Below are 25,416 nucleotides of genomic sequence, written 5' to 3'. Positions count from 1 at the left end.
CAGGGCCGGTGTACGGCCCTGCCTCAGCTCTGGTTGAAGAAACCGTCCGAACGGTGCACCGCCGGATCCCCGTTGACGATCTCGGTGTCGGCGGGGGACAGCAGGAACACCCGTGTGGACACGCGGTCGATGGAGCCGCGCAGACCGAAGACGAGCCCGGCCGCGAAGTCGACCACGCGCTTGGCGTCGGAGGCCTCCATGGCCGTCAGGTTCATGATGACGGGCACGCCCTCCCGGAACAGCTCGCCGATGGCACGGGCGTCCCGGAAGCTGTCCGGTGTCACCGTGCCGATCCGGCGGCCCCTGTCCTCTGCCGTGTCCGTCGCCACCTTCACCCGAGGATCGGTGACCCAGGCTTCCCCGGAATCGGTCCCCTCCGTGTAGTCGTCGTCGTAGTAGCGCTCGTCATCGTTGTCGTCGACGAGGCCGAGCCACGCACTCGCCTTGCGTACCGATCCCATGGACGCCTCCTCTCACAGCGGTCTTTCCTGCATTCCGCATCCCTATGGTCATCCATGATGCTGACAACGCGCCAAGTGAACGCACGCCGCACGGGGGGTTTGTGACGGTACTGGTGCACGGCTAATACGTCGAGAGCCCGTGTGCCCCAAGGGATCCGACCTACACGACTGCTGACTGAGAGTGAAATATGATTGTTCTCGGCACATGGGTGACGGACAGGGCGTACGGGTGAACGAAGGGTCGATACGATGCCGCGACTCGACGTTGCACACCAAGGGGATGGTCGTGTTCGGAATCGTCAGGCCCTGTCGCCACAGGCTCGGGGAGAGACTCGGCGCCGAGTGGACGGCCCACTTGTGCGGACTGTGCCTGGCCCTGCGGGGCGACCACGGTCAGTTCGCGAGGCTCGTGACGAACTACGACGGGTTGCTCGTCTCGGTGCTGACGGAGGCTCAGGCGCAGCAGGGCGGCCGGGCCGGCGGTCTGCGGCGCACCGCCGGGCCGTGCCCCCTGCGCGGGATGCGCACCGCGTCCGTCGCCCTGGGGGAGGGCCCCCGACTCGCCGCGGCCGTCTCCCTGGTGCTGGCCTCGGCCAAGGTGCGCGACCACGTCGCCGACGGTGACGGACTGCTGACGCGCCGACCGGTGGCGCTCGCCGCGCGCCGGGTCGCCGACAACTGGAGCCGGGCGGGCGCCCGTACGGGAGCCGGCGTCGGATTCGACACGGCCGTCCTCCTGGACGCGGTGGACCGGCAGACCGGCCTCGAGGCGCTCGCCGGCCCCGGCACGCCGATCCTCGCCGTCACCGAACCGACCGAGACCGCGACCGCCGCGGCCTTCGCGCACACCGCGGTCCTCGCCGGGCGGCCGGGCAACGCCGCTCCGCTCGCCGAGGCCGGGCGCCTGTTCGGACGGCTCGCGCATCTGCTGGACGCGGTGGAGGACCGCGCGGCCGACGCCGCGGCCGGCGCCTGGAACCCGCTCACCGCGACCGGAACCCCGCTCGTCGAGGCGCGCCGGCTCGCCGACGACGCGGTGCACGGCATCCGGCTCGCCCTGAGCGAGGTGGAGTTCGGCGACGGACGGCTCGCCCACCGGCTGCTCGTGCACGAACTGGGGCGCTCCGTCGACCGTGCCTTCGGCACCGAGTCCTGCGGGCACGCGCCCGAGGGGGCCTTCGGCCCACCGCACGCCCCGCAGGCTCCGTACGACCCGAACCGCCCGGGCGACCCGTACACCGGGGGCGGTGAGCCGCCACGGCCCTCTGGGCGCGGGTTCTGGGCCGGGTGCGCGGTGGCCGTCGGGCTGTGCTGCACCTGCAAGGTCTGCTGCGCCGACGAGTTCGAGGGTCCGTGGTCGGGCAAGAAGCGTTCGGGCTGGTGCAATTGCGACTGCTGCTGCGAGGGGTGCGACTGCTGCTGCGACGGCTGCGATTGCTGTGACTGCTCGTGCTGCGACTGCTGAACGCGGTCGCGGCCGACCGTCAACGGGCTCCGGGTCCGGGCGGTGGGCGGCGAGGGGGTTTGACCGCCGGGCCGCGCATGGAAGGGCTCATCTCATGATGGACCTATCCGATCAGTGGAAGCAGGGGCGCCGCCACCGCAGGGAGGCGGCGCCGGCGCTTCGCGACCTGCTCGCGCCGATGGGTGCGTTCGGGTTCCGGGGCCATCCGGAACGTCGAGTTCCGGCCATCCTGCGAGCCTGGGCGGCCGAGGGCGCGACGGTCGCGGCGGCCGCTGCCGAGGCGGGCGAACCGGCCCTCGGCGAGCGGCCTTTCGGCGGCCGGGCGCGATCCGCGGCCGACGACACCCGGCCGGTACCGGCCTCTTGGGCCGACCTGGGCGAGTGCTGGTCCGGAGGGCGCCGCGAGACCATATGGGACGCGGTGGCCGCGGCGTCGTGACCGCGGCCGGGAAGCGCGGTCGGCCCGAGGCCGTCCTCCCGTCGCCGACCACACGTCAATTGGTTCCGATCACTCTTAGTTCACTCGAATCGCACATGGTCGCACGGCCGAAAGGCGCCCTTGCGCCGACCGGTCGTTCGGCCGAATACTCCCCCACAGCGCTTGTCAGGGGCACAGCATGTTCGGATTCCGAACAGCCGTCCGCTGACTGCGCCTCACGGGCCCCGACCCCACGCGGGCCCCCGACTTCCTTTGTGGAGGAACGACAAGTGAGGATCAAGCGCACCACTCCCCTCGGCGGCATGACGAGACGGACCCGGCTGATCGCCATCGCCTCCGGCTTCGTGGCCGCAGCCGCGTTCGCCGTCCCCAACGCGAGCGCGTCCGACACCCCCACCACCTTCAGTACGGCGCAGCTCACCACCGCGAGCGACTCCGTGCTCAAGGCCGACATCCCGGGCACCGCCTGGGCCGTCGACAGCAAGACCAACCGGGTCGTCGTCACCGTCGACAGCACGGTCTCCCAGGCCGACATCGCCCGGATCCAGCGGCAGGCGGGGACCAACTCCGGGGCCCTGACCATCAAGCACACCTCCGGCAAGTTCAGCAAGCTGATCTCCGGCGGCGACGCCATCTACGCGAGCAGCTGGCGCTGTTCGCTGGGCTTCAACGTCAAGGACAACAGCGGCAACTCCTACTTCCTGACCGCCGGTCACTGCACCGACGGTGCGGGCACCTGGTGGTCGAACTCCTCCCACTCGACCACGCTCGGCACCACCGCCGGCTCCTCCTTCCCCGGCCATGACTACGGCATCGTGCGTTACACCAACACCTCGGTGGCCCATCCGAGCGCCGTGGGCAGCGTGAACATCACCAGCGCGGCCACGCCGTCCGTGGGCACCACCGTCTACCGGCGCGGCTCGACCACCGGCACCTACAGCGGCAAGGTCACGGCGCTCAACGCGACGGTCAACTACGGCAACGGTGAGATCGTCAACGGCCTCATCCAGACCACGGTCTGCGCCGAGCCCGGTGACTCCGGCGGCTCGCTCTACTCCCCCAGTGGCATCGCCTACGGTCTGACCTCCGGCGGCAGCGGCAACTGCACTTCCGGCGGCACGACCTTCTTCCAGCCGGTCACCGCCGCGCTGAGCGCGTACGGGGTCCACCTCGGCTGACGTACCCCCTGTTGCCGGGCCGCGGTGTACGCGGCCCGGTACTCGCCCGGCGCGCGACAGCGCGGAGCCCCCGCACGCAACCAGCGTGCGGGGGCTCGCCGTTGTGCGCGGCGGCCCCGGCGCCGGGGCCCCGCGTGGAGAGCGTGCCCAAGGGGCCGCATTCGAGCCAGGGCCGGGCCTCGCGGAACGGCGCCGGTCACCCGTCCCCGGTGTTTGCGCTGTGAATGTTGCGTGAACGCTCCGGCGGCGACCGCGGCGCGCGGGCCGATACGCAGGGGAAGTACGCCGGTTGACGTACACACGTCCAGAACTCGGCCTTGTGTGCCTCCAGGGGCGTCGGAATAGTGGGCGCCGTTCAACCGCCTTCCGGCCCGCCGGGTCCCCACTACCCGCCGGGCCGACCCCCCACAGGAGGACGTCAGTTGAAGCACCGACGCATACCCGGACGCCGTGCGGCCGTGGCGGGAGCGGGCGTCGCCGCCCTGCTCGTCGCGGGATTCACCTTCCAGAGTGCGAACGCCAGTGAACCCGCCAAGGCTCCCGAGGTCCGGACCCTCTCGTCCGCGGCGGCCGGAAAGCTCGCCTCGACGCTCGTGCGGGACCTCGGCGCCGACGCCGCGGGCACGTACTACGACGCCACGACGAAGAGCCTCGTGGTGAACGTGCTCGACGCGAGCACCGCCGAGACCGTCGAGCGGGCGGGTGCCAGGGCGAGAGTCGTACGCAACTCCCTCGCCGAACTGACCGGCGCCCGTGCCGCGCTGGAGAAGGACGCGGCCATCCCCGGCACCTCGTGGGCGACGGACCCCGTGACCAACAAGGTCGTCGTCACCGCCGACAGCACCGTCTCCGGGGCCGAGTGGACCACGCTGAGCAAGGTCGTCGACGGGCTCGGAGCCAAGGCCGAACTCAAGCGGTCGAAGGGGGAGTTCAAGCCCTTCGTCGCGGGCGGTGACGCGATCACCGGTTCCGGCGGCCGCTGCTCGCTCGGCTTCAACGTGGTCAAGGACGGCCAGCCGTACTTCCTCACCGCGGGCCACTGCACGGAGGCGATCTCCACGTGGTCGGACGCCGGCGGCACGGTGATCGGCCAGAACGAGCGGTCCAGCTTCCCGGGTGACGACTTCGGTCTGGTCCGGTACACCGCGGGCGTCGACCACCCGAGCGCGGTGAACCTCTACAACGGCTCGACGCAGACGATCACCGGGGCGGGCGACGCGACCGTCGGCGAGAAGGTGACCCGCAGCGGTTCGACGAGCCAGGTGCACAGCGGCACGGTCACCGGTCTGAACGCCACCGTGAACTACGCCGAGGGCACGGTCGGCGGTCTGATCCAGACCGATGTGTGCGCCGAGCCCGGTGACAGCGGCGGCTCCCTGTTCGACGGCGACACCGCGATCGGTCTCACCTCCGGTGGCAGCGGCGACTGCGCCTCGGGCGGTGTGACCTTCTTCCAGCCGGTCACCGAGGCCCTCTCGGCGACCGGCGCCCAGATCGGCTGACCCCGGCACCGGCCTGTCCTTGACCGACGAGAGCCCCGCCCTCCCGAGGGCGGGGCTCTCGCATGGCCGCCGGGTCCCTCCCGCTCCGGGCGCCGGGTGTTTGCGCAGGTGGGAGACGCTCGAACGGATGTCGCACAGACGTTCGGAAATTGGTTTATGGTGGGGGTGAGAGAGATGGGAACGGATGTTCGAGAGCGGTGACGCTCACGAGTGCGGGAGGTGCGGATGCCGGACTTCACGCATCTGCACACCGCCTCCGGGTTCTCCCTGCGCTACGGCGCCTCGCACCCGGAGCGGCTGGCCGAGCGCGCCGCGGAACGGGGCATGGACGCGCTCGCGCTCACCGACCGCGACACCCTGGCCGGCTCGGTCCGCTTCGCCAAGGCCTGCGCGGCGGCGGGCGTCCGCCCGCTGTTCGGCGTGGAGCTGGCGGTGGAGACCACGGACCCGGACCCCGTACGCCGGGACCGGCGCCGTGCCCCCGTGCGCGGAGGCGCCTTCGTCGACGAGTCGGCTCCCCGTGTCACCTTCCTCGCCCGTGCCGGCGCCCGCGGCTGGGCCGATCTGTGCCACCTGGTCACCGCCGCCCACGCCGGACCCGCCGCTCCGCGCGCACAGGGGGCGTCCCCGTCCCCGGGAACCCCGCTGCTGCCCTGGCCCGGCGACCACACCGACGGCCTGACCGTCCTGCTCGGCCCCGCCTCCGACGTCGGCCGCGCCCTCGCCGCCGGCCGCCCCGACCGGGCCGCGAGACTCCTCGCGCCCTGGCGTGAGACCTACGGCGACGCCCTGCGCCTGGAGGCCGTCTGGCACGGCCGCGCGGGCACCGGACCCGGCTCGCTGCGCCTGGCCGCGCGCACCGTCGGCTTCGCCGCCGAGCAGCGGATCCGGCCCGTGCTCAGCAACGCCGTCCGGTACGCCGACCCGGGGCAGGGCCCGGTCGCCGACGTGCTGGACGCCGCCCGCCGGCTCGTCCCCATCGACCCGGCCAAGGAACTGGACTCCGGGGAGGCCTGGCTGAAGGAACCGGACGCCATGCTGCGCGCGGCCGAGCGGATCGTGGAGGCCGCCGGATTCCGCCCCGGGGCCGCCCACCGCCTGCTGGAGCAGACCCGGGCCACGGCCGCCGAGTGCCTGGTCGACCCCGAGGACGACCTCGGCCTGGGCACCGTCCGCTTCCCCGAGCCGCACCTCGTCGGCGCCGGCCGCCGCACCGCCCAGCGCGTGCTCGCCTCCCGGGCGGCGGCGGGCATGGTGCTGCGCGGCTACGCGGGCCGCCGGGAGTACTGGGAGCGGATGCACCGGGAGCTGGACATCATCGCCCACCACGGCTTCGCCACCTACTTCCTCACCGTCGCCCAAGTCGTCGACGACGTGAGGGAGATGGGCATCCGGGTCGCCGCCCGCGGCTCCGGCGCCGGCTCCCTCGTCAACCACCTCCTCGGCATCGCCCACGCCGACCCGGTCGAGCACGGGCTGCTGATGGAGCGCTTCCTGTCCAAGCGGCGCACGGCCCTGCCCGACATCGACATCGACGTGGAGTCCGCGCGCCGCCTCGAGGTCTACCGCCGGATCATCGGCCGGTTCGGCACCGAGCGGGTCGCGACCGTCGCCATGCCGGAGACGTACCGCGTACGGCACGCCGTCCGCGACGTAGGGGCCGCCCTGTCCATGGACCCCGCCGACATCGACCGCATCGCCAAGTCCTTCCCGCACATCCGCGCCCGCGACGCCCGCGCGGCGCTCGACGAGCTGCCCGAACTCAGGGAGCTGGCGGGGGAGCGGGACCGGTACGGCAGGCTGTGGGAGCTGGTCGAGGCCCTGGACGCCCTGCCGCGCGGGGTCGCCATGCACCCCTGCGGGGTCCTGCTCTCCGACGCCTCCCTGCCGTCCCGTACCCCGGTCGTGCCCACCAGCGGCGAGGGCTTCCCCATGTCCCAGTTCGACAAGGACGACGTGGAGGACCTCGGGCTGCTCAAGCTGGACGTGCTGGGCGTGCGGATGCAGTCGGCGATGGCGCACGCGGTCGCGGAGGTGGCGCGGACCACGGGGGAGCGGGTCGACCTGGACTCCCTGCCGGACGGCGACCCGGCGACGTACCGGCTCATCCGCTCCGCCGAGACCCTCGGCTGCTTCCAGATCGAGTCCCCGGGCCAGCGCGACCTGGTCGGACGGCTCCAGCCGGCCACGTTCCACGACCTGGTCGTCGACATCTCCCTGTTCCGGCCCGGTCCGGTCGCCGCCGACATGGTGCGGCCGTTCATCGAGGCCCGGCACGGGCGGGCGCCGGTGCGCTATCCGCATCCCGACCTCGAGGAACCGCTGGAGGAGACGTACGGGGTCGTCGTCTTCCACGAGCAGATCATCCACATCCTGCACCTCATGACCGGCTGCGGACGCGACGAGGCGGACCGGGTGCGGCGCGGGCTGTCCGACCCGGAGTCGCAGGGGCGGATCAAGGTGTGGTTCGCGCAGCACGCGGCGGCCGAGGGCTACGACGCGGAAACGATTCATCGCACCTGGGAGGTGATCGAGGCGTTCGGCTCCTACGGCTTCTGCAAGGCGCACGCGGTCGCCTTCGCCGTGCCGACGTACCAGTCGGCGTGGCTGAAGGCCCATCACCCGGCCGCCTTCTACGCCGGGCTGCTCACGCACGACCCCGGGATGTACCCGAAGCGGCTGCTGCTGGCGGACGCGCGGCGGCGCGGGGTGCCGATCCTGCCGCTGGACGTGAACCGTTCGGGCGTCGCCCACCGTATCGAACTGGTGTCTGAGTCGAGGTCCGGTTCCTCCGGTATGTGGGGACTCCGGCTTGCCCTCTCCGACGTGCACGGCATCAGTGAGGCGGAGGCGGCGCGCATCGCGGACGGACAGCCCTACGCCTCGCTGCTCGACTTCTGGGAGCGGGCCCGGCCCAGCCGCCCGATCGCCGCCCGGCTCGCCCAGGTGGGCGCGCTGGACGCGTTCGGCGCCAACCGCCGCGACCTGCAACTGCACCTGACCGAGCTGCACCGCGGCGCCCGCGGCGCGGGCGGCGGACAACTGCCGCTGGCCGGCGGGAGGAAGACGGCCGCGGCAGGACTTCCCGACCTGTCCGACGCCGAACGGCTCAGCGCCGAGCTGGGCGTGCTGTCCATGGACGTCTCGCGGAACCTGATGGACGACCACCGGACGTTCCTCGACGAGCTGGGCGTGATCCCGGCACGCCGGCTGCGCGAGGCCAGGCACGGCGAGACGGTACTGGTCGCGGGCGCCAAGGCGGCCACCCAGACCCCGCCGATCCGGTCCGGCAAACGGGTCGTCTTCACCACGCTGGACGACGGCACCGGACTGGTCGACCTCGCCTTCTTCGACGACTCCCACGAGGCCTGCGCGCACACCGTCTTCCACTCCTGGCTGCTGCTGGTGCGCGGCGTGGTGCAGCGGCGCGGCCCGCGCAGCGTCAGCGTGGTGGGCGCCGTCGCCTGGAACCTGGCCGAACTCGCCGAACTGCGCGCCGAGGGCGGACTCGACGAAGTGGCGGCGCGCCTGGCCGAACCGGCACCGGAGAGGCCCGGCGACGGCGCCCCCGCGCACGGCCGGACGATCCGCATGTCCACGGGGTACGAGATGCACCCCTGGGCCGATCTGCGTCCCGCGGGCGAAGGCCCGCCGGGTGGAAGGAAGTTGTGGCACCAGAGTCCAGGGAGTGCGGGATGACGGTTCTCTGCGTACGTTTCCAGCTGCCGCCGATGTACGAGGCCGCCCTGCCGGGGCTGCTCGGGCTCCTGGAGGAGTTCACCCCGGTCGTCGAGGCGCTGCCCCCGGACGGGGCGCTGGCCGATCTGCGGGGCGCCGAAAGGTACTTCGGGCGCGACGCGGTCGAACTGGCGTCGGTGATCAGGGTCCGCGCCCTCGCGCTGCACGGCGTGGACTGCGTGATCGGCGCCGGACCGGGCCCGATGCTGGCCCGCATGGCCCTGCGGGGCGCCCGGCCCGGACTCACATGCGCGGTGCCCGGCGAACCCGACGCCGTGGCGGGGTTCCTGGCCGAGCGGCCCGTCACCGCGCTGCCCGGAGTCGGCGCGGCGACGGCCCGCACCCTGGACGAGTACGGCCTCGACACCCTCGGCCGGGTCGCCGCCGCGCCCCTGTCGACCCTCCAGCGCCTGGTCGGCGCGAAGGCCGGCCGTGAACTGCACGAGAAGGCGAACGGCGTCGACCGCAGCCGGGTGGTGCCGAACGCCGTCTCCCGGTCACTCGCGGAGGAACGCCCCTTCGAGCGGGACGAACTGGACCCCGACCGGCACCGCAGGGCGCTGCTGTCGGCCGCGGGGGAACTGGGCTCCCGGCTGCGCTCCCTGGGCAAGGTCTGCCGCACCCTGACGCTCACCGTGCGCTACGCCGACCTCTCCCGCTCCCGGGCAGGCGCGAGCGGAGGGACCCCCGTCGGCACGACCCGCAGCCGCACGCTGGCCGAACCGACCGCGCACTCGGCCGCGTTGACCGGCGCAGCGTACGCCCTGTACGAGGCGCTGGGGCTCCAGCGTGCCCGGGTCCGTGCGTTCGTCCTGCGCGCCGAGGGCCTCGGGTCCGCCGAACACGCCTCCCACCAGCTCACCTTCGACCCCGTCGACGAGAAGGTCCGCCGTATCGAGGAGGTCGCGGACCGCGCGCGTGCCCGGTTCGGGCCGCGGGCGGTGATGCCGGGCACGCTGGCCGCGTGACTCCCCTTCTCTCTCGCCGTGGTGACGGTCGGTCAGGACCGTTATCACGGCTTCTGGTTACCGGTTGAAGTTTTTACTGACGCGTAACTTCACACGTGAGCTACTCGTCCGTAACTTGACGAGTGAACAGCATCCCGTGATCCGGATCACAGGGCGTAGTGCCGTCGTACCTCCCCTGAGCCGCAAGGAGATCACTCGATGCTGCCCCTCAAGCGCGCCCTCAGACCACTGACCGCCCTGCTGCTGGCCGCCGCCCTCGCCGTCGCCCCCACCGCCACCGCGCACGCGGCCGCCGCTCCCACCAGCGGTTGGAACGACTACGGCTGCAGGCCCTCCGCTGCGCACCCCCGCCCCGTCGTCCTCGTCCACGGCACCTTCGGCAACTCCGTCGACAACTGGCTGTCCCTCGCGCCGTACCTGAAGGTCCGCGGGTACTGCGTCTTCTCCCTCGACTACGGCCAGTTGCCGGGCGTCCCGCTCTTCTACGGCCTCGGCCCCGTCGACAAATCGGCCGAGCAGCTGTCCGCCTTCGTCGACAAGGTGCTCGCCGCCACCGGCGCCGCCAAGGCGGACCTCGTCGGCCACTCGCAGGGCGGGATGATGCCCCGCTACTACCTGAAGTTCCTCGGCGGAGCCGCCAAGGTGAACGCCCTCGTCGGCCTCGCACCCGACAACCACGGCACCACCCTCAGCGGTCTCACCAACCTCCTGCCCTACTTCCCGGGCGCGAGCGACCTGCTCAAGGCGGCCACCCCCGGTCTCGCCGACCAGATCACCGGGTCCGCCCTCCTCACCAAGCTCAACGAGGGCGGCGACACCGTGCCCGGCGTGCACTACACGGTCATCGCCACCCGGTACGACGAGGTGGCCACGCCGTGGCGGACCCAGTACCTGACCGGCTCCGACGTGCGCAACGTCCTGTTGCAGGACCTGTGCGCGCTCGACCTGTCCGAGCACGTGGCGATCGGCACGATCGACCGCATCGCCTTCCACGAGGTGGCCAACGCGCTCGACCCCGCGCACGCCACCGCCACCACCTGCGCGTCGGTCTTCAGCTGAACTGCTGAGGCGCTGACGTGCCTCGGGGCCTGCCCGGCCTGAGCCGCCGGACAGGCCCCGTGTTCGACGGGCCGCGTCAGCGGCCCCGCCCGCCGCCGGTCGCGGCACGCCGGCGGACCGAGGCGAACAGGGCCGCCGAGCCGAGCGCCAGGGCGGCCGCGCCGGCGACCGCGAGGTACGGGGTGCGGCCGTCGCCACCGGTCTCGGCCAGGTTCACCGGGCTGCCCGCGGCCTGCGGCCGGTTCGGCTCCTCGGCGGCGGCGCGCGCGGCCGGGTCCGCGCTCGTGTCCTCGTCCGTGTCACCGGCCGACCGCACGGCCGCGGCCGTCACCGGGTCCGACGCCGGGCTCGCGGCCGGGGCCGCCGACGCGGGCGCCACCGGGTCCGTCGTGGTCAGGGGGTCGTCGTCCCCGTGGCCGTGGTGCTCGACCGACGACCTGACGGCACCGTCCTCGATCTGCCGCTCGGTCGGCGCGGAGGCGGCCGGCGCCGGGGCGGAGCCGCCGGACGCGCCGCCGTTCCCGCCGCCGAAGGTGACGTCCGAGCAGGAGTAGAACGCCTCCGGGCTGTCCGAGCGCTGCCACACCGCGTACAGCAGGTGCCTGCCCGAACGCTCGGGCAGCGAGCCGGAGAAGGTGTAGAAGCCGTCCACGGCGGCCGGGTCGGTGGCCGTCGCGACGGGATCCGACAGATCGAGGTCGTCCCAGGCCAGGGGCTTGGCCGGGTCGTAGCCCGGCTTGGTGAGGTAGATCGTGAAGGTGCCCTTGTGCGGGGCGGTCACGCGGTACTTGAAGGTGTACGCGCCGCCGCGCACGTCCGTCGCGGGCCAGTCCGCGCGGGGCAGGTCCAGGCCCTTGAACTCCTCGTCGCCGGCGCTGCACAGCCTGCCGTCCGGGATCAGCTCCCGGTGCCGGCCGCCCGCGTCGCCGATCCGGATGCCGTTCCAGTCGTACAGCGCCTGGGTGCCGCCGACCACGACCGCCGCACGGCAGGCCGCCGACGTCGGGTTCTCCGGACCCTCCGCGTAGCACTGGGCCACCCGGCTGACCGGGGCGCCCATGGAGCCGTGCGCGGCCGCGGGCGCCGCGGCGAGCGCGGTCAGGGCCGGCGGGGCCAGTCCGAGGACGGCGAGAGCGGCGGCCGTGCGGCGTACGGGCATCAGGGAACTCCTCGGGGGCGACAGCTCTGACACAGGATGGGACGGATCCCGTGGGGGTGTTCAGAAGCTAGCCGCAACGCACCGCGAAAACGCCTGCTGGAGGCGGTGCGGGGAGATCCTTATGCTCGCGTTAAGGGAGCGCTGAGACTGCGCTCAGGTCGGCGCGTCTCAGCGTCCGGCCGCCGGTCATGACTCCGGCCACCAGGTGCGCGCGATGTCCTTGCGGACCTCGGGCCGCGCGGCGGGGCGCTCGTCGGCCTCCTCGCGGACGCGGCGGGTATCCGTCTTCCTCAGGGGCTTGTGCACTGTCACTCGGCGCATGGCTGCCTCCTTCGAGGCCCACCGGATCCGTCTTCGTACGGAGGCGGGACCTTTCGGGCGAGAGTTGCTCATCGGTGCGGTTCTGTCTGTGGCGGCTGTCACGAATCGGTTGTCAGTGGGTGGTGTCACTCTGGGCGGCATGAACGCGCATACGACGACCGACGGCGACGGTGACGACGGCAGCGGGGCCCGGGCCGGAGTGGACTGGGACGCCCAGGCCGCCGTCTTCGACGAGGAGCCGGATCACGGGCTGCGCGACCCGGGCGTGCGTGCCGCCTGGGCCGAACGGCTGCGCGGCTGGCTGCCCGGGCGCCCCGCCGAGATCCTCGACCTCGGCTGCGGCACCGGCAGCCTGTCGCTCCTCGCGGCCGAGCAGGGCCACCGGGTGACCGGTGTGGACCTGTCCCCGGCGATGCTGGAGCGGGCCCGCGCGAAGCTCGCCGGCCGCGACGCGGTGTTCCTGGTCGGTGACGCCGCGGACCCGCCCGTGGACGGGCGGCGCTTCGACGCCGTCCTGGTCCGGCACGTCCTGTGGGCGCTGCCCGACCCCGCCCGCGCGCTGCGGCACTGGCAGGGGTTGCTGCGGCCGGACGGCCGGCTCGTCCTGATCGAGGGTGTCTGGGGCACGCTCACCCCCGTCGGCATACCCCCGGACCGGCTGACCATGCTTCTCCGGCCACTCGCCTCCCACATTCACCTGGAGTCACTGTCGGCCGACGCGCGGCTGTGGGGCGGGGAGGTGGACGACGTGCGGTACGCGGTGGTGGCCTCGGACTGAGCGGGCGCCGGCCGGTGCGGGGGTCAGGACAGCAGCGACTCGAAGCCGCCCTCGCGGGCCAGCCGCTCCAGTTCGTCGAGGGCGGCCAGGGCGGCGGCCGCGGCCCCGGGGTCGGTGTGCGCCAGACCGCTCGCCGCGAACTCGTCCTCGTCCAGCCGCCGTACGTCCGTGCCGTCGGCGGAGCGCCACAGGTCCAGGTCGAGGTCCTCGACGACGAGGTCGGTGCCGGAGCGGGTGGCGGGGCGGGTGACGTCGCAGTACCAGCCCTTCAGCGTGCCCCCGGCGTCGCGGACCTCCTTCACGGAGTACCAGCGGTCGCGCCAGTAGTGCTCGGTGAACAGGTCGCCCGGCTCGAAGCGCACGAAGCCGAAGTCGCGGACGCCCTCGCTCGCCCACCGGGCCCGGACGGTGACGCGCGTGCCGTCGTCGGACACGAGCACGCCCGGGTAGCGGATCTTGACCCGGCCGGCCTTGACGAGGACGACCTCCACCTCCGCCGGTCCCTGCGGGCGATCGCCGGTCTCAGCCGATTTCGCGGACATGACGCACCTCCGTCGCGCAGACCTCGTACCCGAACCACTCGTTGACCGCGATCATCGGCGCGTTGCCGGTGTCGTTGCCCGTGAAGGCCTCCGTGCACCCGGCGGCCCGGGCGCGGTGCAGCGAGTCGTTCTTGGCGAGCTTGGCCAGGCCCCGGCCACGGAAGGCGCGGGCGGTGCCGGTCATGCCGGTGCTGTAGCGGGCGCCGCCGTCGGTACGGGCCGCCGTGAAGGCCACGGGACGGCCGTCGGCCACCGCCACCGAGGTCAGTTCGAGATCCAGCAGCGGATGCCGCCAGGTCCCCTCAAGCCAGGCCTCGTAGTCGGTGAACTCGAAGTCCACGTCGCCCGGCTCGTCCGCGGTCGTCTCGGCGTCCAGCTCGAACAGCGGACGCGGGTCGTCGGCGTAGTCCGAGCCCCGGCGCAGCTCCACGCCCGGGGGCGGGTCCTGGAGCGGGGGGAGCGTGCCGTTCGCCAGATCCAGGCGCAGGAAGTACGCGGAGCGGCTGGGCCGGTAGCCGTGCGACTGGGCGAAGGCGCGGTTGCCCGGCTCGTCCAGCACCCAGGAGTGCAGCCGGGCCGCCCCGTGCGTCGCCAGGTGCTCCTCGGCGGCCCGCAGGAGGAGGGTGCCGACGCCGCGGCGGGTATGCCCGGGATGCACGTACACGTTGATGTTGCCCTGGCCGGGCTCGGTGCTCTCGTGGGACACGTGCACCTGCGCGGTGCCGATCACCTCGCCGTCCGCCACGGCGACCAGGGGCCGGTAGTGGGCGTCGGGGTGCAGGTGGGTCAGGTCGTGGACGAGCGAGTCGGGGGTGACGAGTATGTACGGCATCGCGAGGTGCCGGACGCGGGCGAAGCCCTCGAGGTCGGCCGGCGCGTCGGGGCGCAGCTCCCGGATGATCAGGGTCATGGTGGGGCACGCTACGGCGGGGACCGGCGGGGCGCCTCCCATTTTCCGCTGGGTCCCACGCGCGGGCGTGCGGGACAATCACTCCGTGACCTTGAAGATCCACATCGAGGACGGCGCACCTCCCTACGAGCAGGTGCGGGCGCAGATCTCCGAGCAGGCGCGGTCGGGGGTGCTGCCGGTGGGGTACCGGCTGCCCACGGTGCGCGGGCTGGCCGAGTCGCTCGGGCTCGCGGCGAACACGGTCGCCAAGGCCTACCGGGCACTGGAGGCGGACGGCGTGATCGAGACGCGGGGGCGCAACGGCACGTTCGTCGCCGCCGCGGACTCGGCGGCGGCGCGGGAGGCCGCGGCCGCCGCCCAGGCGTACGCCGAGCGGGTGCGGCGGCTCGGGCTCACCGAGGACGACGCGCTCGCCGCCGCGCGGGACGCCCTGCGGTCGGGCTACGGGGAGCGGTAGGGCTTTTCGGAGTGGCGGTCGCGCGGCGTCACCGGCCCGGCGGGACCTTCTGCCGGTCGGCGGTGAGCGCCGGGGTGCGGGTCACCGCCAGACCCGCGCTCCTGGCCGCCCGCGCGAACACCACCGCGTCCTGGACCGCGGCCCCCGTCGGGTCGTTGTTGAAGTAGGCGTACACATCCGGCTTGCCCGGCCAGGCGGTGGCGATCCGGTCGACCCAGGTCTCCAGCGACCGCCGGCCGTAGTGGGGCCAGGCCCGGGCGCGGCCCACGTGGAAGCGGACGTACCCCCAGCCGGCCGTCCGCCACAGCGGCGTGACCGGGCGGGCGTGGGCGTCGGCCCAGCACAGGGCGGCGCCCCGGGCCTCCAGGACCTCGCGCACCCGTGGTGTCCACCACGAGTCGTGGCGCGGCTCCACCGCGACCCGGGTGCCGGAGGGGAAGCACGCCAGGCAGGCGTCGAGCAGCTCCGGATCCGCGCGCAGGGTCGGCGGGAGCTGGAGCAGGACCGGGCCCAGCCGGTCGCCGAGGCCCGCCGCGTGCGTCATCAGGCGGTGCACCGGCTCCTCGGGGTCCTTCAGGCGCTTGATGTGGGTGAGGAACCGGCTCGCCTTCACCGCGACCACGAAGTCCGCCGGGACCCGCTCCCGCCAGTTCTCGAAGGTCTCCCGCGCGGGCAGCCGGTAGAAGGCGTTGTTGACCTCCAGGGTGGCGAAGGCGGCGGCGTACTCCTCCAGCCACAGCCGTGCGGGGCACCCCGCCGGGTACAGCACGCCCCGCCAGTCCTTGTACTGCCAGCCCGACGTTCCGACGAACAGGGTCATACGCCCATCAAAGCACCGGCGCCCGTACGGGACCCGTCACAAGTACAGACCCGCGTCGGCCCCCTCGCGCGGCTCCGGGAGCGCCGTCGGTGACGTGCCCCGCCGCAGCGCGTACAGCTCCGCGAGGCTCGCCCCCTCGCGGCTCACCCCCTCCTCGGTGCCCAGCCAGTTCACCGCCTCCCGGCGGGTCAGCCGGCCCACCTCGATGCGGGCCAGGCACCGGCCCGGGCGGACCACGGCCGGGTGCAGGCGCTCCAGGTCCTCATTGGTCGTCACCCCCACCAGCACGTTGCGCCCCTGGCCGAGCAGGCCGTCGGTGAGGTTCAGCAGCCGGGACAGCGCCTGGCCCGCGGTGTGCTTGGCCTCGCCGCGGATCAGCTCGTCGCAGTCCTCCAGCAGGAGCAGCCGCCAGCGTCCCTTGCCCGCCGCGTCCTCCTCGCCGATGGCGATGTCCATGAGGTAGCCGACGTCGCTGAACAGCCGCTCCGGGTCGAGGACGCAGTCCACCTGGCACCAGTCGCGCCAGGACCGGGCCAGGGTCCGCAGCGCCGACGTCTTGCCCGTGCCGGGCGGGCCGTGCAGCAGGAGCAGCCGGCCCGCGATGTCCTCGGGGGTCGTCTTCATCAGCCGGTCCATGGCCTCAGCGACCGGGGCGGTGTAGTTCTCCCGGACGTCGTCCCAGGTGCCCGCCGAGATCTGCCGCGTGGTGCGGTGCGGGCCGCGCCGGGGCGAGACGTACCAGAAGCCCATCGTCACGTTCTCCGGCTGCGGCTCCGGCTCGTCCGCGGCGCCGTCCGTCGCCTCCTCCAGCACCTTGGCGGCCAGCTCGGCGCTGGTCGCGGTGACCGTGACGTCGGCGCCCCGGTTCCAGCGGGAGATCAGCAGCGTCCAGCCCTCGCCCTCGGCGAGGGTCGCGCTGCGGTCGTCGTCGCGGGCCGCGCGCAGCACCCGGGCGTCCTCGGGCAGCAGGGTGGCGCCGGTACGCACGCGGTCGATGTTCACCGCGTGCGAGTACGGCTGCTCGCCCGTCGCGAAGCGGCCGAGGAACAGCGCGTCGACGACGTCGGACGGCGAGTCGGAGTCGTCGACGGTGAGCCGGACCGGCAGAGCGTCGTGTGGGTTCGCGGACATGCCGCCATGATCTGTCACGCGGGCGCCGTGCGCACCCGGTTTCCCCCGCGCGTCCTGTGCCGGTGCCCGGACGGAGCCCGTCGTGGGCCGAGCCTGCCGGAACCCTGTCCCGCGGATGATTTCGGCCCTTACTGTGGTCCTTGATGACACGTCATGGGGGGAATCCGGGGGCGGGGCGGTGGCGGCTCACCGCGCTGCTCGGCGTGGGAGTGACGGCGGTGGCCCTGGTCGCGGCCCTGATCAGCACGCTGCCGGGCGGCGCGAGCACCGAGGGCACCACACGCGACGGCGACAGGGTGCACGGCACACCGGCCACTCCGCGGGACGCGGACGTGCCGGACGTCGGCTGGGGCTTCACCCACACCCAGTTCAGCGCCGACGAGGGCGGCGCGGCCGCGACCGCCCGGGTCGAGGCGCTGCTGTCGAAGGACGGCGGCCTGCCGCAGAACCAGGCGATCATGGGCTGGGGCGCGGACAACCCCGAGCCGGTCAAGGGGCGTTACGACTTCGAGGCGCTGGACCGGCGGATCGACTTCGTCCGCGCCTCGGGCGGCACCCCGGTGATCACCCTGTGCTGTGCGCCCGACTGGATGAAGGGCGGCCGGGCCGGCGCGGACAACACCGACTGGAGCCAGGAGGCGCTGGAGACCGCCCCGGACCGCGCCCACTACAAGGACTACGCGGCCCTCGCCGCGACCGTCGCCAGACGCTACCCGGACGTACGCCACTTCATCGTGTGGAACGAGTTCAAGGGTTTCTGGAACAACGCCGGGGGCCGCTGGGACTACGAGGGCTACACCGACCTCTACAACCTGGTCCACAGGGCGCTCAAGCAGGTCGACCCCAAGATCATGGTGGGCGGTCCGTACCTGGTCATGGACAGCGTCGACCCGCGGCAGCGGCAGGACGCCTCCACCGTGCTGCGGGGCCCCTGGGGAGCCATGGACCAGCGGGTCCTGGACGCCTTCGCCTACTGGAACCGGCACAAGGCGGGCGCCGACTTCGTCGTCGTGGACGGCTCCAGCTACACCAAGGACGACGACCTGCTGCCCGACGAGTTCCGCGCCACCGACAAGCTCACGGACGTCGGCCGCTGGGTGCGGCGGCAGACGGGCGGCCTGCCGCTGTGGTGGGCCGAGTACTACGTCGAGCCCGCCGACCGCAACGACGACCGCAAGGAGTGGTCCGAACCGCACCGCGTCGCCGTCCAGGCCGCCGGCCTGATCGCCATGGCCAAGGGCGGTGCCTCCACCGGCTTCTACTGGAACCCGGAGAACCGCACGGGCGGCTGCCCCGGCTGCCTGTGGACCCCGACCGGCTCCTCGGGCGGCGGCCGGGCGCTGCCCATGCACGACCTGGTCTCCCGCTTCAGCCGTGCGTTCCCGCCGGGCACCGGGTACAGGACGGTGTCCGTCGCCCCGGACGACGTGCCCAACGTGCGGGTCCTGGCCGACGACCGGACGGTCCTGGTGGTCAACACCCTGAACCGCACGATCAGCGCGCAGGTCGACGGCAGGCGCTTCGATCTGAAGGCGTACGAGGTGAAGTGGCTCCGGCGGTAGCCCCCCGGAGCCGCTCCACCCGCCCGACCGCTCAGCCGCCCCCCAGCGTCAGGAACCGCTGCACCAGCGAGGCGAACAGCACCGCCAGCAGCGGCAGCGAGAACCAGAAGCTGCCCTGGAGCCACCGCAGCCGGCGCACACTCGGCCGCACCGCGACCCGGACGACCTCCCGGGCCGTCAGCATCAACGTCAGTGCCAGCGCCGCGAGTCCGCCGGCCACCGACCACGGCGTCCACGTCACCTTCGGCCCGATCGGACCCGGACGAGGCTCGGGCACGGGACCGCCGGGCCGCTCGCGCAGCTCGTACAGGGTCACGTCGTCGTTGGCGAGGACCTTCCGCAGCTCCCGCCGGTCGTCGAGGTTGCGTACGAGCCGCGACTCCCAGGCGGCCGAGTAGCCCACGTCCATCCGCAGATACGTCACCTGACTGCGGTTGATCATCAGGTACGCGTTCGGACCCGCGTCCTTCAGCGACTTGACCAGTCCGGAGACCAGCACCGGGTCGGCCGGTGCCAGGGTGGGCACGTAGTCGACGCGCTCCATGTCCCGCGCGCCCCACGGCATGGCCGGAGTGACGTTGGTGGCCGGGTCGTTGCTCAGCCACAGCAACCGCACCGTCGGCCGGTCGTGGGCGTACACGTAGTCCATGGCCGCGACCTCGCCGGGCCGGATCCGCTCGAAGGTCTCGTTGCCCCACCGGGCGACCAGGAAGCCGCCCATCAGCAGCAGGCCCGCCAGCAGCGCGGCCAGCGGCGCCAGGCTCACCCGGTCCTTGTCCCGTTCCTCCGCGGTGGCCCCGGTGCGCGGGAAGAGCGCGAGCGCGGCGAGCAGCGCGGCGCCGGGCAGGGCGAACATGAAGACCCGCAGCGCCATCTCGCCGCCGTAGGACTGCATGCCGAAGCCGAGGAACGGCACGAAGGTGAGCACCAGCAGCGACCGCTCCCGGTACTTGTGCTCGCGCCGCCGCCACCAGCCCCAGCAGGCGAACGCCATCACGGAACCGGCCAGCAGCACGCGTGCGTACAGCACCAGTTGGTGGGTCGAGTCGCCGCCCTGGATGCGGCCCGAGACGGACGTCGAGACATTGCTGCCGACCCCGCCGACCCCGCCGAACAGCTCGTCGAAGTGCCCGGACCAGTACGGCTCGGCCATGAAGCCCAGCCAGAACGCCGCCATCACCGCGAACAGCACGGGCAGGCCGCGCAGTTCGGACCTGCGGACCAGGACGAGGACCGCCAGCACGCCCAGCATCACGAACGGGGTGAGCTGGTGCGCCGGGACGCTCGCCGCGAACAGGCCGATCACCACCAGGAGCAGCACCGCCCGCTGCCGCCGGTCGGCCGGTTCCACCTCCGCCTCGCCCGGCCGCACCGTGGTCCACAGCATCCGCGGCGCCCGGAACCAGACGAGGAGGATCGCCACGAACACCAGGTACAGCAGATAGGTGAAGCCCTGCGGCGAGAAGTAGTCCTGGCCCACCCAGCCGCTGAGCACGAAGATCCACACACCGGTCCATCTGGCCCGCCAGCTCGCCCGCAGCGAACGGGTCAGCAGGAACATGGGGGGCAGGTAGAGCAGTTGGACGGTGAGCGGCCACCAGCGGATGACCTCGGTGAAGTCGCTCAGACCGCAGGCGCGGGCGACGAAGGCGGCCACCGCGAAGAACCCGGGCCAGCTCCACCGCGCGTCCAGGTCCGGTACGGCCGATCCGGTGCGGTCGATGAAGTCGATGAAGCCGAGGTGCTGCCAGGCGGTGGCGAAGCGCGGCTCGCTCTCGATCACCGCGGGCAGCGCGTGCAGGGAGACGACGGTGGCGACCAGGGTGACCAGCAGCAGCGCCCGGTGCTCGCGGCGCAGCCACAGCAGCGCGGCGAAGACCCCGGTCAGCAGCGCCGCGCCGGCCAGGGTCGGCAGCGGCAGCACCGAGACCAGCCCCAGGCCGCCCATCCGGTCCAGGTCCGCGTCGTCCAGACGCAGAGCGGGCACCCAGTACAGCAGCAGCGCGGTGATCAGCAGGCAGCCGAGCAGGACACCGGACCGGGTGGGGGCGAGCCGCTCCCGCCAGGAGGGGGCGGGGCCGCCGCCCCGGTCGGGACTGGCCTCCGCCGCCTCTTCCGCCGGGGCCGCCTTGGGTACGGCGGGCCGGACCGCGGCCGCGGAGCCCGCCTCCGGTGCGTCGGCCGACTCGCCGGCGGTGTGCGTCCCGTCCGGTACGACGGCACGCTCCTCCGTCCCGAACGGGGCGTCCACCTCCGGTTCGCCGGCCGGTCTCCGCTCCTGGACCGGCAGCCCCAGGGGGGCCTTCGGCCCGTGTGACGGCCGGCCGGGGTCCTCCGCGGGGGTGCCGGCGGGCGGGGTGCCCGGTCCGGGCCGTACGTCCGGGCGGCGCTCCACGTGGTCGAAGTCGACGTGGATGCCCAGGGCGAGGGTGTCGGACTCCAGCGCCCACGCGGGCGTCCGGTGCGGTGCGGTCCGGGCGGGTGCCTCGCGCGTCCCCAGGTCGGCGAGGTCCCCGTCGGGCGCCGCGTCGTCGGGGACGCCCACGGCGGGTCTCGCCCTGACGGTCCGGTACAGCTTCGGCGCGGCGATCGCGACGATCACGGCGAGGCTGGAGATCTCCGCGACACCGGCCCCGGTCAGCCCCATCCGGGGGAGCAGCAGCAGCGTCAGACCGAGCACCAGCGCGCACAACAGGCCCTGGAGCCACGCCAGTCCGGCGGTACGGCTCTGGGCGCGCAGCACCGCGAAGTACGTCTCCATCACGACCCGCAGCAGCGCGCCGACGGCGAACCAGCGCAGCAGCGGGGTGGCGGCGTTGGCGTAGCCCTCGCCGAAGACGTGCAGGATGTACGGGGCCAGCAGGAACAGCAGCCCGCAGATGGGCAGCATGATGCGGGCCATCCGCTTCAGCGCGGCACGGGTGTTGGCGGCCAGCCGGGCCGGGTCGTGCGACCCCTCGACGGTCAGCGAGGCGCCCATGTTGATGGCGAGCAGGTTGACCGTGCCGCCGATCGTGGTGGTGATGTAGAAGTACGCGTTGTCGGCGGAGCTGACCTGCGCGGCGATGATCACCGGCACCAGGTAGACGACCGCGAGGGAGAACAGGGAGCCGGTGTAGTCGCCCGCCAGGAACCGCCCGAGCTCCCTCGCCGTCGGCGGCCGGGCGTGGTCCTCGGTGGCCCGTACGTGCCGGGGCACCAGGCGCCGGAACACCAGCCAGCCCAGCGGCACGATGGAGAAGGCGATCGCCGCGACCCAGGAGACGAAGACGCCGGTCGTGGGGATCGCGACGGCCAGTCCCACCAGCAGGGCCAGTTTCACCGCCGAGAACACGGTGTTGCCCACCGGGACCCAGGGTGCGCTGCGCAGTCCGGTCAGCACCCCGTCCTGGAGGGTGAGCAGGTTCCACGCCATGACGGCGACGACGAAGCCGAGGCCGTGGGCGAGTCCGTGCAGGAAGCGGTACGAGGGTCCCCACACGTCGAGGGTGAGCAGGAACATCCCGGCCGCGCACGCCACGATCACCGAACTGCCCATGTACGTACGGGCGATGAGGTGCCTGGTGGCGTGCCCGGAGATCGGGATGAAGCGGGCCAGGGCCCCGGTGAGGGTGACCGCGGTCAGCCCGGCGAGGAGCTTCATGGCGGCGATGGCGGCCGAGCCCTGGCCGACGGCGTCGTCGGAGTAGTAGCGGGCGGCGACCAGCCAGTAGCCGAGGCCCAGCACCGCGGAGATCCCGGTGTTGAGCATCAGCGCGTAGGCGTTGCGGAAGAGCGGGTTGCCGCCGGGGGACCGGCCCCGTCCGGGCAGCCGCAGACGGCGCCCCGGCTGCTCGGGCGCCTCGGGCTCGGTGGCCGATGCCTCGGTGGTGGTGGTCGTGTCAGACACGGGTACGGATGGCCTTCCGGCGGACCTGGCGGGCTCTGCGGACCATGGCGTAGCCCTTGGTGAGGGCGCGGTCCCTGGCGAAGTTCCGGGTGATCGCGCGGCCCTGGACGATCCGCTCGAACTCCTCGGTGGTGGTAGCGCGGCGCACGGTGAGCCGCCGCAGGGCGTACGGGCCCTGACGGCGGCGGGCGAGGGCGTTGCCGACGGCGAGGGCCTGGGTGAAGCCGGCGCCCCGCACCAGGGTCCGCACCCGGTGGCTGGAGTAGCCGTAGGGGTAGGCGAACGACGCGGGCACGGTGCCGAGTTCGGCGGTGACGATCTCCTTGCATCGGATCAGCTCCGACCACAGGGTGTCGTCGTCGAGCTGGTCGAGCTGCGGATGGGTGTGGCTGTGCCCGCCGATCTCGACCCCGCCGGCGGCGAGTTCGCGCACCTGGTCCCAGTCGAGCATGGCGTCCAGGCCGCCCCCGGTGTCGTGGGCGCCGCGGATCCAGCCGGTGGAGACGAACAGCGTGGCGGGGAAGCCGTAGTGGTCCAGCGTCGGCAGGGCGTAGCGGTGCACGCCCTCGTAGCCGTCGTCGAAGGTGATCAGGACGGGGTTCGCGGGCAGCGCGGGCAGGGCGGCGCCACGCCAGTGCCCGGCCAGCCGGGCCGTGGTGACCGGCTGGAAGCCGCGGTCCTTGAGCACCGCCATCTGCTCCCCGAACGCCTCGGGCGTCACGGACAGTTCCCGGGTTGCCTCGTTGGGCTCCGCCGAGACCGCGTGATACATGAGCACGGGCACGGGCACGCCGGCACGGCCGTTCATACGGCAGATCCCTCCTCGTCCTGAGCGGCAGTCCCGCCTGGTGGGGTCCGTTCCATCCGGGGCACCGAGAAGGCCGGGCCGGTCCGGCGGGTCCTCACGGTGCCGACGGCGTAGCCGCTCGCGGCGGTGAGTACGCCGGTGACGATCGCGCCGGCGCGGCCCGCGCCACCCGGGCGGGCCAGCAGGGCGTCCCGCAGCCCGCGGGCCAGCCCGGCGGGCAGCACCCGGGTGGTGTAGCGGCGCTCGGACTCGAGTCCCCTGGCCGCGCCGACGCTCCGCGCGACCAGCGCCTTCGACAGGCCCTCGGCGTAGACGCGGGTGCGGAAGTAGCGGAAGTGCTCGCGCGCCTCGGGCACCCGGTGGTGGATGACCGCCCGGTCGTCGATCAGGAGGACCGCGTCCGGCCGGGCCCGGGTGAGCCGGATGCACAGCTCCGTCTCCTCGCAGCCCAGCGGCCGCTTGTCGCCGTCGCGGCCGATCCCCGTGGCGAAGCCGCCCGCCGCGTCGAACGCCGTACGCCGGAAGGAGGCGTTGCCGCCGAGCACGTTGCGCACCCGGACGCGGCCCGGCGGCAGGCCGCGGTACGTGCAGCCCACCACCCAGTCGAACTCCTCCGGGAACCAGGCCGGCCGGCGGCCCGACGCCCAGACCGGGACCGTCCGGCCGCCGACCGCCATCACGCGCGGGTCCGCGTACCCCTCGGCGAAGTGCCGCAGCCAGTCCCGCTCGGCCACGGCGTCGTCGTCGAGGAAGGCGACGACCTCGCCGCGGGAGGCGGCGATGCCCGTGTTGCGGCCGGCGGACAGGCCGCGCGGACCCGCGTTGGCGAGCACCCGCACCCCGTCGCCGCCCCGGTCCTCCGTGTACTCCTTGACCAGCCTCTCCAGCAGTGCCGGGTTGTGGTCCACCACCAGGAGGGTCTCCAGAGCCGGCCGGGACTGCGCCCGCACCGAGGAGACCGCCGCGAGGATGTCCTCCCAGCGGTCCTCGGTGTAGACGCAGATCACGACGGAGATGCCGAGACCGCTCAAGACGCCTCTCCCCGCACCGCGTCGAGCATCGGCGACCGGCGGATCCGGCGCGCCTGGCGGCGCAGTTCGCGCCGGTTGGAGCGCTCCTCGAGGATCACCTTCAGCACCCGCAGCCCGTCCCGCACGGCACGCAGATTGCTCACGCCGTGGATGCGCAGGTACTCGTGGCTGGGGATCTCCTGCACCTTCAGCCCGGCCTTGACCACTCTGATGTTCATCAGCGTCTCGACCTCGAAGCCGGTGCAGTCCAGCTCGATCTTGTCCAGGCAGTGCCGCCAGAACGCGTTGTACCCGTAGCACAGATCGGTGTAGCGGGCGCCGAACTTCCGGTTGACCACGGTGCACAGGGCCCAGTTGCCGAGCTTGCGGATGAAGGTCATGTCGTCGGTGCCGCCGCCGTTGGCGAACCGGGAGCCCTTGGCGAAGTCCGCGCCCGAGACCAGGGCGGAGACATAGGAGACGATCTCGCCGCCGTCGGCCGAGCCGTCCGCGTCGACCATCACGATGATGTCGCCGGTGCACTCCTCGAAGCCGGTGATCAAGGCATCCCCCTTGCCCTTGCCGCGCTGCCCGACGACCTTCACCTCGGGCCACAGTTCCCGTGCCACCTCGACGGTGTCGTCGGTGGAGTTGCCGTCCACGAGGACCACCTCGTGGATCCAGTCCGGAAGCGTCTTGAAGACGTAGGGCAGGTTCTCCGCCTCGTTCATGGCGGGGATCACCACGCTCACCGGCGGAGTGATCGCCAGGTGCGAGGAGATGGGCCGGTATTCCGCGGCGAGCGCCGGATCCTGTTCCGACGAAGGCGAGCGCAGAACGGAACTCATGACTGGTGTTCCCTCTCGTCCGGCGGACCGCCCGCCCCTCGGGCGGCCCGGCTGTGTGTCCGGTTCGAAAGGGGGGTTGATCACCCGGGGCGCGCCGCAACGGCTCTTTCGGACACGCCGGGTGAGCTGGCAGAACTGTCCGGCGTGCCACAAGAACGGCAGCCGGTCGCGCGGCACGGCTCGGTCACACCTGCGGTCACCGAGCACGGCACCCCCCTACCGCGCTCCGCGCCAGAACGTCCCGGCCCCTGAGCCCTCCCCTTGAGCCGCTTGCAGACGGTCCGATGCGGGTGAGATGTACGACGGTATTGACGATTGGGTCAGTATGGCAAGACCTGGAAGCAAGTCTCACGTTTTTGTTGGTTTTGTCG

The 25,416-nt window shown here is 72.9% G+C and carries 21 protein-coding genes; 10 read left to right on the top strand and 11 right to left on the bottom strand.

Annotation, left to right across the window (positions count from 1 at the left end; genetic code table 11):
* Positions 1-23: 23 nt before the first annotated feature.
* Positions 24-461: a cell division protein SepF gene (locus tag ACIP4X_RS16155; protein ID WP_358735385.1), complete on the bottom strand. Its 438-nt coding sequence runs from the start codon at positions 459-461 to the stop codon at positions 24-26.
* 286 nt (positions 462-747) lie between these two features.
* Between ACIP4X_RS16155 and ACIP4X_RS16150 the strand changes: the two genes are divergently transcribed.
* From ACIP4X_RS16150 to ACIP4X_RS16120, 7 genes are all read left to right on the top strand, one after another.
* Positions 748-1,926 carry a DUF5685 family protein gene (locus ACIP4X_RS16150; protein WP_391456320.1) on the top strand — a complete coding sequence of 393 codons (1,179 nt, stop codon included), beginning with the start codon at positions 748-750 and terminating at the stop codon, positions 1,924-1,926.
* Positions 1,927-2,020: 94 nt separating this feature from the next.
* Positions 2,021-2,365 (top strand): hypothetical protein, encoded by a 345-nt coding sequence (locus ACIP4X_RS16145; protein ID WP_358735380.1) that lies wholly within the window; start codon positions 2,021-2,023, stop codon positions 2,363-2,365.
* Between the two features lie 269 nt (positions 2,366-2,634).
* Positions 2,635-3,543, top strand: coding sequence for a S1 family peptidase (locus tag ACIP4X_RS16140; protein WP_358735379.1), 909 nt, complete (start codon positions 2,635-2,637; stop codon positions 3,541-3,543).
* Positions 3,544-3,965: 422 nt separating this feature from the next.
* A complete protein-coding gene (locus tag ACIP4X_RS16135) occupies positions 3,966-5,045 on the top strand; it encodes a S1 family peptidase (protein WP_401348801.1) in 1,080 nt (359 codons plus the stop codon).
* A 225-nt stretch (positions 5,046-5,270) separates the two neighbouring features.
* Positions 5,271-8,744, top strand: a complete 3,474-nt coding sequence (locus ACIP4X_RS16130; RefSeq protein WP_401348799.1) for a DNA polymerase III subunit alpha — start codon at positions 5,271-5,273, stop codon at positions 8,742-8,744.
* The gene (locus tag ACIP4X_RS16125; protein WP_358735373.1) at positions 8,741-9,751 is read left to right on the top strand and encodes a DNA polymerase thumb domain-containing protein; all 1,011 of its coding nucleotides are present in this window, start codon (positions 8,741-8,743) and stop codon (positions 9,749-9,751) included. The genes ACIP4X_RS16130 and ACIP4X_RS16125 overlap by 4 nt, the downstream gene beginning before the upstream one ends.
* A 198-nt stretch (positions 9,752-9,949) precedes the next feature.
* The gene (locus ACIP4X_RS16120) at positions 9,950-10,810 is read left to right on the top strand and encodes an alpha/beta fold hydrolase (protein ID WP_358735372.1); all 861 of its coding nucleotides are present in this window, start codon (positions 9,950-9,952) and stop codon (positions 10,808-10,810) included.
* 76 nt (positions 10,811-10,886) lie between these two features.
* Here the strand turns inward: ACIP4X_RS16120 and ACIP4X_RS16115 are convergent, their stop codons facing one another.
* Both ACIP4X_RS16115 and ACIP4X_RS16110 read right to left on the bottom strand, forming a co-directional pair.
* Positions 10,887-11,969, bottom strand: a complete 1,083-nt coding sequence (locus tag ACIP4X_RS16115) for a lytic polysaccharide monooxygenase (protein ID WP_391456329.1) — start codon at positions 11,967-11,969, stop codon at positions 10,887-10,889.
* Positions 11,970-12,155: 186 nt separating this feature from the next.
* Entirely contained in the window at positions 12,156-12,290 is a 135-nt protein-coding gene (locus ACIP4X_RS16110) for a hypothetical protein (RefSeq protein WP_358735368.1), read from the bottom strand.
* Between the two features lie 139 nt (positions 12,291-12,429).
* On the opposite strand from ACIP4X_RS16110, the gene ACIP4X_RS16105 reads away from it, so the two are divergent.
* A complete protein-coding gene (locus tag ACIP4X_RS16105; protein WP_358735366.1) occupies positions 12,430-13,068 on the top strand; it encodes a class I SAM-dependent methyltransferase in 639 nt (212 codons plus the stop codon).
* A 23-nt stretch (positions 13,069-13,091) separates the two neighbouring features.
* On the opposite strand, the gene ACIP4X_RS16100 is transcribed toward ACIP4X_RS16105, so the two are convergent.
* Positions 13,092-13,610 (bottom strand): DUF402 domain-containing protein, encoded by a 519-nt coding sequence (locus ACIP4X_RS16100; protein ID WP_391456332.1) that lies wholly within the window; start codon positions 13,608-13,610, stop codon positions 13,092-13,094.
* Positions 13,591-14,520 carry a GNAT family N-acetyltransferase gene (locus ACIP4X_RS16095; RefSeq protein ID WP_391456334.1) on the bottom strand — a complete coding sequence of 310 codons (930 nt, stop codon included), beginning with the start codon at positions 14,518-14,520 and terminating at the stop codon, positions 13,591-13,593. The genes ACIP4X_RS16100 and ACIP4X_RS16095 overlap by 20 nt, the downstream gene beginning before the upstream one ends.
* A gap of 85 nt (positions 14,521-14,605) precedes the next feature.
* On the opposite strand from ACIP4X_RS16095, the gene ACIP4X_RS16090 reads away from it, so the two are divergent.
* Positions 14,606-14,977 carry a GntR family transcriptional regulator gene (locus ACIP4X_RS16090; RefSeq protein WP_391456335.1) on the top strand — a complete coding sequence of 124 codons (372 nt, stop codon included), beginning with the start codon at positions 14,606-14,608 and terminating at the stop codon, positions 14,975-14,977.
* A gap of 28 nt (positions 14,978-15,005) precedes the next feature.
* On the opposite strand, the gene ACIP4X_RS16085 is transcribed toward ACIP4X_RS16090, so the two are convergent.
* Both ACIP4X_RS16085 and ACIP4X_RS16080 read right to left on the bottom strand, forming a co-directional pair.
* Positions 15,006-15,797 (bottom strand): DUF72 domain-containing protein, encoded by a 792-nt coding sequence (locus ACIP4X_RS16085; protein ID WP_391456337.1) that lies wholly within the window; start codon positions 15,795-15,797, stop codon positions 15,006-15,008.
* 36 nt (positions 15,798-15,833) lie between these two features.
* Entirely contained in the window at positions 15,834-16,928 is a 1,095-nt protein-coding gene (locus tag ACIP4X_RS16080) for a DUF5925 domain-containing protein (protein WP_358735357.1), read from the bottom strand.
* Positions 16,929-17,071: 143 nt separating this feature from the next.
* Here ACIP4X_RS16080 and ACIP4X_RS16075 point away from each other — a divergent pair, with 143 nt between their 5' ends.
* Entirely contained in the window at positions 17,072-18,490 is a 1,419-nt protein-coding gene (locus tag ACIP4X_RS16075; RefSeq protein ID WP_401348792.1) for a xylan 1,4-beta-xylosidase, read from the top strand.
* Positions 18,491-18,521: 31 nt separating this feature from the next.
* On the opposite strand, the gene ACIP4X_RS16070 is transcribed toward ACIP4X_RS16075, so the two are convergent.
* Genes ACIP4X_RS16070 through ACIP4X_RS16055 form a run of 4 tightly spaced genes read right to left on the bottom strand, consistent with a single transcriptional unit; the run spans position 18,522 to position 25,045 of the window.
* Positions 18,522-22,379: a lipopolysaccharide biosynthesis protein gene (locus ACIP4X_RS16070; protein ID WP_401348790.1), complete on the bottom strand. Its 3,858-nt coding sequence runs from the start codon at positions 22,377-22,379 to the stop codon at positions 18,522-18,524.
* Positions 22,372-23,187, bottom strand: coding sequence for a polysaccharide deacetylase family protein (locus tag ACIP4X_RS16065; protein ID WP_401348787.1), 816 nt, complete (start codon positions 23,185-23,187; stop codon positions 22,372-22,374). Before ACIP4X_RS16065 ends, ACIP4X_RS16070 begins: the two co-directional genes overlap by 8 nt.
* A complete protein-coding gene (locus tag ACIP4X_RS16060) occupies positions 23,184-24,218 on the bottom strand; it encodes a glycosyltransferase (RefSeq protein ID WP_391456347.1) in 1,035 nt (344 codons plus the stop codon). Before ACIP4X_RS16060 ends, ACIP4X_RS16065 begins: the two co-directional genes overlap by 4 nt.
* A complete protein-coding gene (locus ACIP4X_RS16055) occupies positions 24,215-25,045 on the bottom strand; it encodes a glycosyltransferase family 2 protein (protein WP_358735348.1) in 831 nt (276 codons plus the stop codon). The genes ACIP4X_RS16060 and ACIP4X_RS16055 overlap by 4 nt, the downstream gene beginning before the upstream one ends.
* Positions 25,046-25,416: the final 371 nt, after the last annotated feature.

Origin of the sequence: Streptomyces sp. NPDC088817 (genome assembly GCF_044750345.1) — a bacterium.
Taxonomy (GTDB): domain Bacteria; phylum Actinomycetota; class Actinomycetes; order Streptomycetales; family Streptomycetaceae; genus Streptomyces.
The sequence above is the reverse complement of the archived record's forward strand: the minus strand, read 5'-3'. Positions and strand labels throughout refer to the sequence as shown.

Excerpts from the sequence above, each read along its gene's own strand:
- ACIP4X_RS16155 (WP_358735385.1), bottom strand. The coding sequence starts at position 461 with ATGGGATCGGTACGCAAGGCGAGTGCGTGGCTCGGCCTCGTCGACGAC.
- ACIP4X_RS16145 (WP_358735380.1), top strand. The coding sequence starts at position 2,021 with ATGATGGACCTATCCGATCAGTGGAAGCAGGGGCGCCGCCACCGCAGG.
- ACIP4X_RS16130 (WP_401348799.1), top strand. The coding sequence starts at position 5,271 with ATGCCGGACTTCACGCATCTGCACACCGCCTCCGGGTTCTCCCTGCGC.
- ACIP4X_RS16125 (WP_358735373.1), top strand. The coding sequence starts at position 8,741 with ATGACGGTTCTCTGCGTACGTTTCCAGCTGCCGCCGATGTACGAGGCC.
- ACIP4X_RS16120 (WP_358735372.1), top strand. The coding sequence starts at position 9,950 with ATGCTGCCCCTCAAGCGCGCCCTCAGACCACTGACCGCCCTGCTGCTG.
- ACIP4X_RS16115 (WP_391456329.1), bottom strand. The coding sequence starts at position 11,969 with ATGCCCGTACGCCGCACGGCCGCCGCTCTCGCCGTCCTCGGACTGGCC.
- ACIP4X_RS16110 (WP_358735368.1), bottom strand. The coding sequence starts at position 12,290 with ATGCGCCGAGTGACAGTGCACAAGCCCCTGAGGAAGACGGATACCCGC.
- ACIP4X_RS16105 (WP_358735366.1), top strand. The coding sequence starts at position 12,430 with ATGAACGCGCATACGACGACCGACGGCGACGGTGACGACGGCAGCGGG.
- ACIP4X_RS16100 (WP_391456332.1), bottom strand. The coding sequence starts at position 13,610 with ATGTCCGCGAAATCGGCTGAGACCGGCGATCGCCCGCAGGGACCGGCG.
- ACIP4X_RS16095 (WP_391456334.1), bottom strand. The coding sequence starts at position 14,520 with ATGACCCTGATCATCCGGGAGCTGCGCCCCGACGCGCCGGCCGACCTC.
- ACIP4X_RS16085 (WP_391456337.1), bottom strand. The coding sequence starts at position 15,797 with ATGACCCTGTTCGTCGGAACGTCGGGCTGGCAGTACAAGGACTGGCGG.
- ACIP4X_RS16080 (WP_358735357.1), bottom strand. The coding sequence starts at position 16,928 with ATGTCCGCGAACCCACACGACGCTCTGCCGGTCCGGCTCACCGTCGAC.
- ACIP4X_RS16075 (WP_401348792.1), top strand. The coding sequence starts at position 17,072 with ATGACACGTCATGGGGGGAATCCGGGGGCGGGGCGGTGGCGGCTCACC.
- ACIP4X_RS16065 (WP_401348787.1), bottom strand. The coding sequence starts at position 23,187 with ATGAACGGCCGTGCCGGCGTGCCCGTGCCCGTGCTCATGTATCACGCG.
- ACIP4X_RS16055 (WP_358735348.1), bottom strand. The coding sequence starts at position 25,045 with ATGAGTTCCGTTCTGCGCTCGCCTTCGTCGGAACAGGATCCGGCGCTC.